The sequence below is a fragment of the Actinocorallia aurea genome (assembly GCF_054783995.1).
In genome coordinates, this window is sequence record NZ_BAAGPQ010000013.1 from 94,756 (window position 1) to 107,590 (window position 12,835).

The 12,835-nt window shown below is 71.7% G+C and carries 15 protein-coding genes; 12 read left to right on the forward strand and 3 right to left on the reverse strand.

Going from position 1 to position 12,835, the window contains the following annotated elements; translation table 11 throughout:
* Positions 1–45: 45 nt before the first annotated feature.
* From ACYVOM_RS17520 to ACYVOM_RS17555, 8 genes are all read left to right on the forward strand, one after another.
* Positions 46–663, forward strand: a complete 618-nt coding sequence (locus ACYVOM_RS17520; RefSeq protein ID WP_460304460.1) for an AAA family ATPase — start codon at positions 46–48, stop codon at positions 661–663.
* Positions 664–896: 233 nt separating this feature from the next.
* Positions 897–2,147, forward strand: coding sequence for a kynureninase (kynU, locus tag ACYVOM_RS17525; RefSeq protein WP_460304461.1), 1,251 nt, complete (start codon positions 897–899; stop codon positions 2,145–2,147).
* A gap of 138 nt (positions 2,148–2,285) precedes the next feature.
* The gene (locus ACYVOM_RS17530) at positions 2,286–3,380 is read left to right on the forward strand and encodes a mechanosensitive ion channel family protein (protein WP_460304462.1); all 1,095 of its coding nucleotides are present in this window, start codon (positions 2,286–2,288) and stop codon (positions 3,378–3,380) included.
* Positions 3,381–3,452: 72 nt separating this feature from the next.
* Entirely contained in the window at positions 3,453–3,659 is a 207-nt protein-coding gene (locus tag ACYVOM_RS17535) for a DUF4287 domain-containing protein (RefSeq protein WP_460304463.1), read from the forward strand.
* Positions 3,660–3,889: 230 nt separating this feature from the next.
* Complete coding sequence (locus ACYVOM_RS17540; RefSeq protein ID WP_460304464.1) at positions 3,890–4,261, forward strand: ArsR/SmtB family transcription factor; 372 nt, start codon at positions 3,890–3,892, stop codon at positions 4,259–4,261.
* Positions 4,262–4,400: 139 nt separating this feature from the next.
* Positions 4,401–4,763 carry an ArsR/SmtB family transcription factor gene (locus tag ACYVOM_RS17545; RefSeq protein WP_460304465.1) on the forward strand — a complete coding sequence of 121 codons (363 nt, stop codon included), beginning with the start codon at positions 4,401–4,403 and terminating at the stop codon, positions 4,761–4,763.
* Entirely contained in the window at positions 4,760–5,257 is a 498-nt protein-coding gene (locus ACYVOM_RS17550) for a hypothetical protein (protein WP_460304466.1), read from the forward strand. Before ACYVOM_RS17545 ends, ACYVOM_RS17550 begins: the two co-directional genes overlap by 4 nt.
* A gap of 438 nt (positions 5,258–5,695) precedes the next feature.
* Positions 5,696–7,279 (forward strand): GMC oxidoreductase, encoded by a 1,584-nt coding sequence (locus ACYVOM_RS17555; protein ID WP_460304467.1) that lies wholly within the window; start codon positions 5,696–5,698, stop codon positions 7,277–7,279.
* A gap of 54 nt (positions 7,280–7,333) precedes the next feature.
* On the opposite strand, the gene ACYVOM_RS17560 is transcribed toward ACYVOM_RS17555, so the two are convergent.
* The 3 genes from ACYVOM_RS17560 to ACYVOM_RS17570 form a co-directional block, all read right to left on the reverse strand.
* Positions 7,334–7,561 carry a hypothetical protein gene (locus ACYVOM_RS17560; protein WP_460304468.1) on the reverse strand — a complete coding sequence of 76 codons (228 nt, stop codon included), beginning with the start codon at positions 7,559–7,561 and terminating at the stop codon, positions 7,334–7,336.
* Positions 7,562–7,637: 76 nt separating this feature from the next.
* On the reverse strand, positions 7,638–8,288 hold the full coding sequence (locus ACYVOM_RS17565; RefSeq protein WP_460304469.1) for a 3-oxoacid CoA-transferase subunit B: 651 nt from the start codon (positions 8,286–8,288) through the stop codon (positions 7,638–7,640).
* Position 8,289: 1 nt separating this feature from the next.
* A complete protein-coding gene (locus tag ACYVOM_RS17570) occupies positions 8,290–9,009 on the reverse strand; it encodes a CoA transferase subunit A (protein WP_460304470.1) in 720 nt (239 codons plus the stop codon).
* 161 nt (positions 9,010–9,170) lie between these two features.
* On the opposite strand from ACYVOM_RS17570, the gene ACYVOM_RS17575 reads away from it, so the two are divergent.
* The 4 genes from ACYVOM_RS17575 to ACYVOM_RS17590 all read left to right on the forward strand — a co-directional run bounded on the left by ACYVOM_RS17575 (position 9,171) and on the right by ACYVOM_RS17590 (position 12,777).
* A complete protein-coding gene (locus tag ACYVOM_RS17575) occupies positions 9,171–9,926 on the forward strand; it encodes an IclR family transcriptional regulator (protein ID WP_460304471.1) in 756 nt (251 codons plus the stop codon).
* Between the two features lie 64 nt (positions 9,927–9,990).
* Positions 9,991–11,421 carry a M1 family metallopeptidase gene (locus ACYVOM_RS17580; RefSeq protein ID WP_460304472.1) on the forward strand — a complete coding sequence of 477 codons (1,431 nt, stop codon included), beginning with the start codon at positions 9,991–9,993 and terminating at the stop codon, positions 11,419–11,421.
* 46 nt (positions 11,422–11,467) lie between these two features.
* The gene (locus ACYVOM_RS17585; RefSeq protein WP_460304473.1) at positions 11,468–11,788 is read left to right on the forward strand and encodes a hypothetical protein; all 321 of its coding nucleotides are present in this window, start codon (positions 11,468–11,470) and stop codon (positions 11,786–11,788) included.
* 152 nt (positions 11,789–11,940) lie between these two features.
* Positions 11,941–12,777 carry an SAM-dependent methyltransferase gene (locus tag ACYVOM_RS17590; RefSeq protein ID WP_460304474.1) on the forward strand — a complete coding sequence of 279 codons (837 nt, stop codon included), beginning with the start codon at positions 11,941–11,943 and terminating at the stop codon, positions 12,775–12,777.
* The last annotated feature ends 58 nt before the right edge of the window (positions 12,778–12,835 follow it).

The window sequence follows — 12,835 nt, forward strand, 5'->3', positions numbered from 1 at the left end:
AGCGTCTTCCTCACACGAGGCTACGGAGCGCAGAGGAGGCGCGGCATGGCGGCCCTGATCGTGGTGTCCGGCCCGCCCGCCTCGGGCAAGACCACCCTTGCCCGCGCCCTGGCGGCACGGCTTTCGCTCCCGTACTACGGCCGCGACGTCATCAAGGAGGCGCTGTTCGACAGCCTCGGCTGGTCGGACCGGGAGCGCTCCCGGCGGCTGGGCGCCGCGTCCGCCGCCGTCCTTTTCCCCCTCCTGCGCGACGCGCTCACCGCGGGCGCCGACTGCGTGGCCGAGTCCAACTTCCGCCGCGGCGTCTCCTGCCCGGACTTCCAGGCCCTCATCGCCGCGACCGGGGCCCGCACCGTCCAGGTCCAGTGCCACGCCCGCGGCGACGTCCTCCTACACCGCTTCGCCGCGCGGGCCGCCGGCCCCTCCCGCCATCCGGGCCACCGTGACACCGCGAACCTCGCGGAGTTCCGCGCCGAACTCCTCGCCGGCCGCTACGACCCCCTCGACATCCCCGGCCCCGTCCTCACCCACGACACCACCGTCCCACCCGACCCCGACCTCACCCCCCTGCTCGCCCCCCTCACCGCCTTCCTCCACCCACCCACACCCTCACGACCCCGGCCCCCCACGACCCCGGACCCGCGTGACCCCGGACCCGCGTGACCCCACGCCCCACAACCCCAGGCACCCATGACCCGACGCCCCACCGCCCTCGGCTGGCTCGGCGCCGCCGACGGCCGAGCGTCGATCGCGCTGGAGGAGCCAAGGATCCCGCTGGATCGTGGAACCACCCCGACCCGCAGCCTTGACGGATCGGTTCACGTGCGTCGGCCCACGGCTCCGGCGGACGAGGCGGAGGTCTTCGGTGCCTGCTGCCTGCTTGTACGGTAATGCCCGTGCTCGACCCCTTTCTCGCCGAGGCCCGCGCGCTCGACGCGGCGGACCCTCTCGCGGACTTCCGCGACGACTTCGTCATCGACGATCCCGGCACCGTCTACCTCGACGGCAACTCCCTCGGGCGCATGCCCAAAACCACCCGGGCCGCGCTGCACTCGGCCCTGGACACCTGGCAGAGCGACCTCATCGACGGCTGGCACTCCTGGCTGACCGTCGGGCGCGAGGCGGGCGACGCGCTGGCCGGGATCCTCGGCGCACGACCCGGCGAGGTCGTGCTCTCGGACTCCACGAGCGTGAACCTCTACAAGCTCGCCGTCGCCGCACTCGACGCCAGGCCGGGCCGCGACGTCATCGTCACCGACGCGGACGACTTCCCCACCGACCGGTACATCCTCGAAGGCATCGCCTCCGCGCGCGGCCTCGAAATGCGCAGGGTGCGGGCCCACACCGACGAGGGCCTGCGGACCGAGGACGTCGAGGCCGCCCTGGACGGCAGGGTCGCCCTGGTCTGCCTCTCGCACGTCTCCTACCGTTCGGGCGCGCTCGCCGACCTGCCCGCCGTGACGGCCGCGGCCCACCGGCACGGCGCGCTCGCGCTCTGGGATCTGTGCCATTCGGCCGGCGCCGTCGAGACCGGGCTGGCGGCGGCCGGCGCCGACCTCGCGGTGGGCTGCACGTACAAGTACCTGAACGGCGGCCCCGGCGCGCCCTCCTTCCTCTATGTCCGGCGCGACCTCCAGGACCTCCTCGCCCAGCCGATCCACGGCTGGTTCGGCCAGACCGACCAGTTCGCGATGGGGCCCGACTGGCGGCCGCCGCCCACGATCGACCGCTTCCTCGTCGGCACGCCGCCGATGCTCTCCGGCCTCGCCGCGCTCGAAGGCGTGCGGCTCACCGCCCGCGCGGGCATCGAGCCCGTCGCCGCCAAGGCGCGCACCCTCACCGACTACGCGCTGCGCCTCGCCGACGCCTGGTTGGCACCGCTCGGCTTCACGGTGGCGACGCCGCGCGATCCGGCCCGCCGCGGCTCCCATCTCGCCCTCCGCCACCCGGCCGCCTGGCAGCTGTGCCAGGCGCTGAAGGCCGAAGGGGTCGTGCCCGACTACCGCCCGCCCGAGCACCTGCGCCTCGGCTTCGCCCCGCTCTACACCCGTCACCGCGACATCCATACCGGCCTCACCCGCCTCCGCGACATCGTCGCCGCGGACCGCCACCTCACGTTTCCCGACAGTCCCCAGGGTCTCACCTGATCCCGGCTACGCCATGTGTCCTGACGGTGACAGTCACGATCCCTTTCGCAGGTCAAGGCCATTTATCCGAGCCCGGCGCGCGGGCCGCGGCCTACCATCGGCCTCGAAGAGTCATGTCCGCCGCCAGAACGGAACACGGTGCCCGAGTCGCTCACCTGGGATCGTCTGCTGCTCGCGACGGCCGCCATCGTCGGCATGCTCGCGGTGGGACTCGGCGTCCGGCTGCTGATGCGGATCCTGTCGCCGCGCGCGGCGGGCACGCGCTGGGCGTGGGACGACCTCGTGGTGCGGCTCATGTCCGATCTGGCGATCATCGCCTGCCTCGCGGGCGGCGTCTGGGTCGGCGTGCTGCTCGTCCGGTTCGACCCCGGGGTCCAGCGAACGGTCGGCCAGACCCTCATCGCGGTGCTCATCCTCGCGGTGTCGCTCGCCACCGCGCGCCTCGCCGGCGGGCTCGCCACCGCGGTCGCGCTCGCCCGCTCCGGCGTCGCCCATTCCGTGACGATCTTCGCCAACATCAGCCGCGCGGTCGTGCTCGTCATCGGCGCACTCGTGCTGCTCCAGAGCCTCGGCGTGTCGATCACGCCGATGCTCACGGCGCTCGGCGTCGGCGGCCTGGCGGTCGCGCTCGCCCTCCAGGACACCCTCGCGAACCTCTTCGCGGGCGTGCACATCCTCGCGTCCAAGACGATCGAGCCCGGCGACTTCGTGCAGCTCAGCACGGGCCAGGAGGGCAACGTCGTCGACATCAACTGGCGCAAGACGACCATCCGCACGATCACCGACAACCTCGTCATCGTGCCGAACGCCAAGTTCGCCGACGCGATCCTCACCAACTTCCACCAGCCGGGCCAGGAGATGGACCTCCTCCTCCAGGCCAAGGTCGGCTACCACAGCGACCTCGACCAGGTCGAACGCGTCACCTTGAAGGTCGCCGAGGAGGTGATGGCCGAGGTGGAAGGGGGCATCCCCGGCTACGAGGCCCTCGTGCGCTTCCACACCTTCGGCGAGCACAGCGTCGACTTCACCGTCGTCCTGCGCGCCCGCGAGTTCAACGACCAGTTCCTCGTCAAGCACGAGTTCCTCAAACGCTTGCACGCCCGCTTCCGCGCCGAGCACATCGAGATCCCCCTGCCGACGCGCCATCTGGTCTTCGCCGACCTCCCCCCGGCCCTCCCCCGCACCCCTTTCCGGCCCCGCCGGGCCGGCGGCCCCGTCCCCCGCCCCCGCTGACGCGCCGCGTTCCCTGTCACATAGCGGGCGCGTCGTGGAGGTGAGCAGACCCGACGAGCACGGAGGAACACGATGGACGCTTCGGTGAAGGGCCCCGCGAGCTATTTCCCGTCGATCGAGAAGAAGTACGGGCACCCCGTCGCGCACTGGATCGCCCTGATCGACGACAGAAGGCCCGCCCGGCACGGCGAACTCGTCTCCTGGCTGAAGGCCGAGCACGGCCTCGGCCACGGCCACGCCAACGCCCTCGTCGCCCACGCCCTCAAGTCCCCGCGATAAGTACCCCGGCGGACCACCGGCGCTCGACACCGTCCCCGTCGAGAGGCTCCGGGCACAGGCCGGTGCCCGGAACCTCGTCCAGCCCAGGGCAGGAATCACCCTGGACACCTCCGATCCGACAGCTCCGATGAAGCCGGCCCGATCACGGAAGCCGTGGTCGGGGCCGCTGCTCGTCGGGGCGATGCCGGTAGGGTCGGGGCCGGGTGGGTTGTCGAGTACGGAGGCGGCGGATGACCGGGGATGCCGCGCGCGGGCCGGTTTCCAGAACGCCGCTGTACCAGCGAAAGGCCGAGTTCTTCCGGACGCTCGGGCATCCCGCGCGGATCAGGGTGCTGGAGCTGCTCTGCGAGGGGGAGCACACGGTGGCTGAGCTGGCGCGGGAGGTGGGGATCGAGCCCGCGCAGCTGTCGCAGCATCTCGCGGTGCTGCGGCGGACCGGGCTGGTGGCCGGGCGCAGAGAGGGCACGAGCGTGCGGTACCGCCTCGCCGATCCGCAGGTCGCCGAGCTGCTCGCCGTCGCGCGCCGGATCCTGACCGAGGTCCTCGCCGGGCAGATCGACCTCCTCCAGGACCTGCGCGGCGACGATCCCCGCCGGGCCTGAGCCCTTCGCACCGCCGGGGACCCAGACCCGTGAGGTGATATCCGCGCGGGCCGCCAACCGACTGTGGTTGGATTCTTTCCCTATGACTTGAAGATATCTTCAAGTCACTCAGTCATGCGGGGCAGAAGGGGACAGCCGTATGCCGGTACCGCTGTACCAGGTCAAAGCGGATTTCTTCCGCATGCTCGGACACCCCGTGCGGATCCGGGTGCTGGAACTGCTCTGCGAGCGCCCCACCGCGGTCCGCGACCTGCTCGCCGACCTCGGCATCGAGGCCTCCAACCTCTCCCAGCAGCTCGCCGTACTGCGCCGCCACGGGATCGTCCGGGCGAACCGGGAGGGATCGAGCGTGATCTACGAGCTGGCCGGGCCCGACGTGTCGGACCTCATGCGGGCCGCCCGCCGGATCCTCACCGAACTCGCGGTGGGCCAGGAGGCCCTGCTCACCGATCTCCAGACCGCCCCGCCCGTGCACCTGACGGAGACGGCTTCTCCCCGATGATCCAGCGCCTCGCGTTCACCATCCCGCCCATGCCCGGGCAGTTCGAGCACGCGGTCCCCCTGCTGCTCCTCGCCCCGGACACCCTCGGCGACCTCTTCGACGTCACCTTGCCGAGGGGACTCCACCACGCCGGGCACACGATCGCCGCGCAGCCCGCCGACGCCGCGCCCTGGACGGTCGCCGTCGACGACGCCTGGCTCGGCGCGGCCGAGGAGTACGGCGGCCCGGACGGACCCCGCGCCAAGGTCGTCATCGTCCTGGAACCCGTCGACGGCGTCACCGCGCAGGACGCGCAGGCCCGCGAGATCGCGGCCCACCTGCCCGCGTCCGTGCCGCCGTGGGCACTGGCCGTCCTCGCGCAACGCCTGCGCGCGGCCCTGCGCGACGTCCCGGTGACCTCCGTCCCCGCGCTCTGCCGGGCGCCCCTGACCCCGACGGGCCTGCCCTTCTGGGCCGAGGACCTCATCGAGCCCCTCCCCGAACCCCTTTCCTGACGGTCCGCGCGTCAGGGGCCGGGACCGCGCACGATTCCGTCCTCCGGCCCCCACCCTCCGTGCCCGGCCCCTGAAGGACCACCGCCGCTCACGGGCCTTTCCGGCCCTCCCCGCCGCCGACCCCTACTCGCCGGTTCTCGCCGCGGTGACAACGGATCCGGCGTCCGTGTGGCCGAAGCCGCCTACCGCCGGTGTCCAGCGCACGGAAAAGTACTGCCGGGCCGACACCCGTAATCGCGTTACCGCCTTCTGAGAATCGCATATTCGTCAGCGCGGCGCCCGTGCGGGGCCGCGTCCGCTGCTCGTCTTCACGGTCCGAGCCGCCGCCCCACCTGGACTTCCCCACCGGCGAAGCCCGCATGGGCGACGGCGCCAGGCCGCGCCGCGCCCCTCCCCTCGGCCTTCCAGCGCGGCCCCACCCCGATCGCTAGGAGCACCATGTCCGTTCTCAGCCGCCGTTCCGTCCTCGCCGGCGCCGCCGCGAGCGCCGGGCTCGCCGTCGCGGCCGCCCCCGCCGCGCGCGCCGCGGGCAGGCGGGTCCCCCTGACCCGCGAGGAGCATCGCGTCGTCATCATCGGATCCGGCTTCGGCGGAGGCGTGACGGCGCTGCGCTTCGCCCAGGCCGGAATCCCCTCGCTGGTGCTGGAGCGCGGCGTCCGCTGGCCGACCGGGCCGAACGCCGAGACCTTCCCGCGCGTCACCACCTCCCCGGACAAGCGGCTGTTCTGGCTCGGCTCCCCCGTGGAGCTCTTCGGCATGAAGCTCAAGGGCTTCGAGACCCCCTACACCGGCCTGCTGGAGCGGGTCTTCGGCGACGGGATGGACATCATCTGCGCTTCCGGCGTCGGCGGCGGATCCCTGGTCTACCAGGGCATGACCCTCCAGCCGACCCGCGAGCTCTTCGAGGCGGTGATGCCGGCCGGGATCGACTACACCCGCATGGACGAGGTCTACTACCGGCGCGTCGCGCAGATGCTCCGGGTCGAGACCGCCCCCGACGAGCTGATCAACAGCAAGACCTACAAGCCCGCCCGGGTCTTCGCCCGCAACGCCGAGCGCGCCGGATACGCCGTCTCCAAGATCCCGATGCCGATCGACTGGACCTGGGCGCTGCGCGAGCTGGACGGCGAGATGAAGCCGTCGTACACCAACGGCGACTGCGCGATGGGCGTGAACAACGGCGGCAAGCACTCCGTCGACGTCACCTACATCGCCGCCGCCGAGGCGACGGGCCTGGTGAGCGTCGCGACGCAGCACAACGTCACCGACGTCGCCAAGCTCCCCGACGGCCGCTGGGAGGTGCGGGTCGATCGGATCGCCACCGACGGGACCGTCCTGGAGAACAAGATCCTCACCGCCAAGGCCCTCGTCATGGCCGCGGGCCAGGCGGGCACGACCCGCCTGCTCATGCGCGCCGCGGCCAAGGGCGCCATCCCCGACATGCCCGACGGCCTCGGCGAAGGCTGGGGCTCCAACGGCGACCGCATCTACCTGTGGACCAACTTCCTCGACGACTTCGGCGCCCCCCAGGGCGGCCCCGTCATCTACGGCAGCAAGGACTGGTCCGACCCGGCAGGCGCCAACACCATCATCCAGGCCTCGCTCCCGCCGACCCCGAACCTCCGCTCGACCATGATGGTCGGCTTCGGCATCAGCCAGGGCCGCGGCACCTTCACCTACGACGCAGCCAAGGACGACGCCGTCCTGCACTGGCCCGCCGACGCCGACGACGCCCTCTACCGGAAGATCCACCAGCGCGCCACGAAGATCGCCGGCCCCCTTTCCGCCCTCACCGACACCACCGCCCTCTACCCCTCGACCTGGCATCCGCTCGGCGGCGCCGCCATGGGCGCCGTCTGCGACCTCGACGGACGCGTGAAGGGCCACCCCGGCCTCTACGTCCTCGATGGAGCGCTCGTGCCCGGCACCACGGCGGCCTGCAACCCCTCGATGACCATCGCCGCCCTGGCCGAGCGCGCGACCGACCACCTCATCGCCGAAGACAAGGACACCGTCTTCTAGCCCGAGCCCCCGGCCCGCCTTCGCACGCGCGGGGCGGGCCGGACAGGGTGCTCTTCAATCCCACCAGCGCTGCAGGCGGAACGCCCCGTGGTGCTGGACCACCTCGGCGACCGCGACCGCCGAGCCGTCCTCCCCGCTCACCTGGAGGCGGTACAGCCTGCCCTCCCCTGGCGCCTGCCACTGGTGCAGGACCCGGACGCCGAAGCGCCGCCCCGCCCGGATGATGCGCACCGGACGGCCCGCGCCGGTGACCTCGGCGGTGATCGGTTCGTTCCTCAGCATGCGCACACCCTACCGCAAGAATCGCTCACCTGTTCGACGGGCGGGGGCGTTCCAGCAGATCAGCGCGTCGCGGGGGTCAGCCTACGGGTGCCGCGAGGCCGTCGGCGACAGGCGCGCCCGTCACCTTCCGCAGCGCGGCGAGGTCGACGCCCGGCGCGAGGCGGCGGGCGACGAGCCCCGACGGCGTCACGTCGAGGACCGCGAGATCGGTGATGATCCGGTCGACGACGCCGACCCCCGTCAGCGGCAGCGCGCACCGCTCGACGATCTTGGCGGTGCCGTCCTTGGCGACGTGGTCGGTGAGCACCACGACCCTGCGGGTCCCGGCGACGAGGTCCATCGCGCCGCCCATGCCCTTGACGAGCCTGCCGGGCACCGACCAGTTCGCCAGGTCGCCGTTGGCCGCCACCTGGAGGGCCCCGAGGATCGCGATGTCGACGTGCCCGCCGCGGATCATCGCGAAGCTCTCCGCCGAGTCGAAGAACGACGCCCCGGGGACCGTCGTGACGGTCTGCTTGCCCGCGTTGATGAGGTCCGCGTCCTCCTCGCCCTCGTACGGGAAGGCGCCCATGCCGAGGAGGCCGTTCTCGCTCTGGAGCAGCACCCGCACGCCGTCGGGGACGAAGTTCGCGACCAGCGTCGGGATCCCGATCCCGAGGTTGACGTAGTCGCCGTCCCGCAGTTCGGCCGCGGCGATCGCGGCCATCTCCTCACGTGTCCAGCCCATGTCAGGCCCCCTGTCCGACGGTCACGGGCCGCGGCCTGACCGTGCGCTGCTCGATGTCCTTCTCCCGGTGCGCCGACCTGACGACGTGGTCGACGTAGATGCCGGGCGTCATCACGTCGTCGGGGTCGAGGAAGCCTTCGAGGACCTCCTCGGCCTCCACCACGGTCACCCGCCCCGCGGTCGCCACCAGGGGGTTGAAGTTGCGGGCCGTGTACCGGTAGCGGAGGTTGCCCTCGGCGTCCGCGACGCGCGCGTGCACGAGGGACACGTCCGCGACGATGCCGCGCTCCAGGATGTGGGTCTTGCCGTCGAACACCTCGTGCGGCTTGCCTTCGGCGACCTCGGTGCCCACGCCTGTGCGGGTGTAGAAGCCCGCGATCCCGGCGCCGCCCGCGCGCAGCCGCTCCGCCAGGGTGCCTTGCGGGCAGAACTCCACGTCGAGCACGCCGTCCAGGTACTGCCGGGCGAACAGCTTGTTCTCGCCGACGTACGAGGCGATCACCTTGGCGACCTGGCTGTTCTCCAGGAGCAGGCCGAGGCCCTTGCCGTCCACGCCCATGTTGTTGGAGACGACGGTGAGGTCCCGCACTCCGGAGTCGCGGACCGCCTCGATGAGGCCCCGCGGGATCCCGGACAGGCCGAACCCGCCCACCGCGACGACCATCCCGTCGCGCAGCACCCCGGCCAGCGCCGCCGACGCGCCTTCGCGCAGCTTCCGCATCCGCGCACCCTCTCTCGCCGATCCTCGGTCATCGTCCGCTGAGCGGACGGCATCAGTTATCCGATAGCGCCAGCTCCACCGTCAAGAGAAGCGGGGATTCCTCCTGTCCAGCAGACAGGTCGGCCATCAAGTGTCCAGTGAGTGGACGCTAGGATCGACCGATGAACGAGACCTCGGGCGTCATCCAGCGTGCCGCCGCCCTCCTGCGCGAGTTGTCCAGGCACACCGCCGTGGGCGCCACCACCACGGAGGCTGCGCGCGGAACTGGACTGCCGCGCGCCACGGCCCACCGGCTGCTGGAGTCCCTGGCCGCCGAGGGCCTGGTGGACCGCGACGCCAAGACGGGCCGGTGGTATCCGGGCCCCGAGGTCTACGTCCTCGGCATGGCCGCCGCGGCCCGCTACGACCTCACCGACGAGGCCCGCGAGAGCGTGCTCCGCCTTGCCCGCGAGACGGGAGAGAGCGCCTTCTTCTCCGTACTGCGCGGAGACGAGACCGTCGTCCTCCTCAGGGAAGACGGGGACTTCCCCATCCGCTCGTACGTGCTCTACGAAGGCGCGCGCTTCCCTCTGGGCGTCGTCTCGGCGGGCCTGGCGGTGCTCGCCTACCTTCCCGAGCAGCGCATCGACTCCTATCTGGCCCGCACGGACCTCGTCTCCCGCTGGGGCCCTTCGCACTCCGCGGCGGAGGTGAGGCAACGACTCGCCTCCGTGCGGGAGAACGGCTGGGCGCTGAACCCCGGCCTGGTCGTCGAAGGCTCCTGGGGGATGGCCGCCGCGGTCTTCTCCCCCTCGGGCTCCCCCGAGTACGCCCTCACCCTCACCGGGATCGAGCCGCGGTTCCGCCCCGACCGCCGGCCCGGCCTCGGCCGCCTCCTCCTGGAGGAGTCCCACCGGCTCAGCCGGCTCATCCGCTGACCGGCCCGAAAAAACCGAGGACGGGACTTGTGGCCGTAACACGCGTGCACGAGGCTCGGGAGCGGTGATCAGCCGGCGAACGGGAGAGAACGACGTGATGTGGCGGGGCGGAGCCGTCGCGGTGGCGGCCGCGGCGATGGTGCTGGCAGGGGCGTCGGCGGTGCAGGCAGGCGGGAAGTTCACGCCCGGGGCGGCCGGAGGAGGCGACCCGTACTTCCCCGACAACGGCAACGGCGGCTACGACGTCCAGGACTATGACCTGTCCTTCGCCTACGAGCCGGCGACCGGCGCGATCACCGCGACCGCCCGGATCCGGGCCAAGGCGACGCAGAACCTCTCCTCGTTCGACCTCGACTTCCTCGGCCCCCTGGAGATCGACTCCGTCAAGGTCGACGGGCCCGCGCGGTGGGCGCGCGAGGGGGCTCAGGAACTCGTCGTCACCCCGCGCAAGGGCATCGTGAAGGGCCGGACGTTCGTGGTGACCGTCGCCTACCACGGCGTCCCGCAGCGGATCGACGACGAGACGCTCGGCACGTCCGGCTGGATCGCGACCGACGACGGCGTCACAGCGCTCAACCAGCCGTTCGGCGCGGCCACGTACTACCCGGTCAACGACACCCCGCAAGACAAGGCGACGTACAGCGTCACCGTTACGGCGCCGTCCGACCTGACGGCCCTCGCGAACGGAGAGAAGACGCGGGAGAAGACCTCCCAAGGCAAGACGACCGTCACGTGGCGCATGCGGCAGCCCATGGCGAGCGAGCTGGCGATGCTCACCATCGGGAAGTACAACGTGACCGAGGGGAAGACCGAGGCGGGCATCGCGTCCGTCACGGCCGTCGACACCGCGCTCGACACCGGCCAGGGCGCCGCGTTCTTCGCCACGACGAACACCGTCACCGACTGGATGGCCAGGACGTGGGGACGCTACCCGTTCGGCTCCACCGGCGGGATCGTCGACCGCGTGGGCGTCGGCTACGCCCTGGAGACCCAGAGCCGGTCCGTCTACGACATCGGCACACCCGGCCGCCTCCCGTCCACCGGGACGATCGCGCACGAACTCGCCCACCAGTGGTTCGGCGACAGCGTCACCCCCGCCCTCTGGAAGGACATCTGGCTGAACGAAGGCTGGGCGACGTACAACGAGTGGCTCTATACCGAGTCCACCGGAGGCCGCACCGCCCAGGCCGCCTTCGACGCGGCGTACGCGCGCGCCGCCACGAACCCGTCCTGGCAGACCGTCATGGACGACCCCGGACGCGACGGCATCTACGACTGGTCCTCCTACACGCGCGGCGCGATGACCCTGCACGTCCTGCGCAAGGCCGTCGGCGACGCGAACTTCTTCAAGCTCGGCCGCACCTGGGTCGCCCGGTACGAGGACGGCGTCGTCTCCACCGCCGACTTCCAGGCCCTCGCCGAGAGGATCTCCGGCCAGGACCTCGACGCCTTGTTCACCGCCTGGGTGAGCACCCCGGGCAAGCCCGCCCTCTAGGCGCCGCACGCGCAACGCGGAGGAGGGCGCGGCCCGTCAGGAAGGTATGAGATTCCTGGCCCCCGCCCTCCTCCTCCTGCTCGCCGCCTGCGGGACGGAGTCGGCCCGACCGGCCTCCACGCCCGGCCCTCCGGGCCGCCACACGGGCGTCGGAACCGTGCTGGAGAAAGCCGAGTCCGGCCCCCGGTTCTGCTCGGTGGTCCGGGAGTCCCTGCCCCCGCAGTGCGACGGCCCTGAGATCGTCGGCTGGGACTGGAACGCGGTGCCGCACAGGTCGCAGAACGACGTGCGATGGGGTGAGTACACCGTCGTCGGCACCTGGGACGGCACCCGGCTCACCCTGACCGAGCCGCCGGGTCGCCCCTGAGCACGGGCGCCGACATGATCGGTGACTTCGTGGACGGCTGACGGAAGGCCGACCGAAATCTCCGCATCCGCCCTGGCGCTTTTCGTGGCAGAGATTCCCGACTTCTGAGACGATCTTTCTCCTGTCACCGAACCATCCACGGGGAGTCGCGCATGTCAGAGTGGGACCGGACCTCGGTCGAACCGGACCGGGTGCCGCAGGACATCGACATCACCAGGCCGCACCCGGCCCGGATGTACGACTACTACCTCGGCGGCAAGGACAACTTCTCGGCCGACCGGGCCGCCGCCGACGCCGCCCTCGCCGCCGCTCCCGACATGGCCGTGACGGCCCGTGCCAATCGGGCGTTCCTCGGCCGAGCCGTCCGCCATGTGACGGCGGAGGCGGGCATCCGGCAGATCCTCGACATCGGCACGGGCATTCCCACCGCGGGCAACACCCACCAGGTGGCGCACGAGGTGGACCCGTCGATCCGGGTCGTCTACGTCGACAACGACCCGATGGTCCTGGTGCACGCGAACGCCCTGATGGCCGACGGCAGCCGCGGCACCACCTCGGTCGTCCAGGCCGATCTGCGCGACCCCGCCGCCATCCTCGCCCTCCCCCAGGTACGCGACGCGATCGACTTCGACGAGCCCGTGGCGCTGCTGCTGGTCGCCATCCTGCACTTCATCAAGGACGCCGAGCAGCCCGGCGAGATCGTCGCCACGCTCCGCGACGCGCTCCCCAAGGGCAGCCATCTCGTCCTGTCGCACTGCACCCTGGACTTCAGCGACCCCGAGACGGGAGACGCCCTCCGCGAGATCTACAGCAAGGCAACGGCTCCGCTCGTCCCCCGCACCCACGCCGAGATCCTCGCCTACTTCGACGGCTTCGACCTCGTCTCCCCGGGCCTCGTCCATCTCCCCAGCTGGCGCCCCGCCATCCCCCCGACCGCGAACCACCTCTCCCGGGTCCACTTCTACGCCGGCGTCGGCAGGCTCTCGTAGGCCGGCGTCCGCCCAGGCGGACCAATTCATCACTTTATTCGTTGATTTCCGATATGCC

What these genes read in the sequence shown, in the direction of transcription:
- ACYVOM_RS17585 (WP_460304473.1), top strand. Translation starts at nt 11,468, where the DNA reads ATGAGATTCCTGGCCCCCGCCCTCCTCCTCCTGCTCGCCGCCTGCGGG.
- ACYVOM_RS17540 (WP_460304464.1), top strand. Translation starts at nt 3,890, where the DNA reads ATGACCGGGGATGCCGCGCGCGGGCCGGTTTCCAGAACGCCGCTGTAC.
- ACYVOM_RS17570 (WP_460304470.1), bottom strand. Translation starts at nt 9,009, where the DNA reads ATGCGGAAGCTGCGCGAAGGCGCGTCGGCGGCGCTGGCCGGGGTGCTG.
- ACYVOM_RS17575 (WP_460304471.1), top strand. Translation starts at nt 9,171, where the DNA reads ATGAACGAGACCTCGGGCGTCATCCAGCGTGCCGCCGCCCTCCTGCGC.
- ACYVOM_RS17560 (WP_460304468.1), bottom strand. Translation starts at nt 7,561, where the DNA reads ATGCTGAGGAACGAACCGATCACCGCCGAGGTCACCGGCGCGGGCCGT.
- ACYVOM_RS17520 (WP_460304460.1), top strand. Translation starts at nt 46, where the DNA reads ATGGCGGCCCTGATCGTGGTGTCCGGCCCGCCCGCCTCGGGCAAGACC.
- ACYVOM_RS17550 (WP_460304466.1), top strand. Translation starts at nt 4,760, where the DNA reads ATGATCCAGCGCCTCGCGTTCACCATCCCGCCCATGCCCGGGCAGTTC.
- ACYVOM_RS17545 (WP_460304465.1), top strand. Translation starts at nt 4,401, where the DNA reads ATGCCGGTACCGCTGTACCAGGTCAAAGCGGATTTCTTCCGCATGCTC.
- ACYVOM_RS17590 (WP_460304474.1), top strand. Translation starts at nt 11,941, where the DNA reads ATGTCAGAGTGGGACCGGACCTCGGTCGAACCGGACCGGGTGCCGCAG.
- ACYVOM_RS17535 (WP_460304463.1), top strand. Translation starts at nt 3,453, where the DNA reads ATGGACGCTTCGGTGAAGGGCCCCGCGAGCTATTTCCCGTCGATCGAG.
- ACYVOM_RS17555 (WP_460304467.1), top strand. Translation starts at nt 5,696, where the DNA reads ATGTCCGTTCTCAGCCGCCGTTCCGTCCTCGCCGGCGCCGCCGCGAGC.
- ACYVOM_RS17565 (WP_460304469.1), bottom strand. Translation starts at nt 8,288, where the DNA reads ATGGGCTGGACACGTGAGGAGATGGCCGCGATCGCCGCGGCCGAACTG.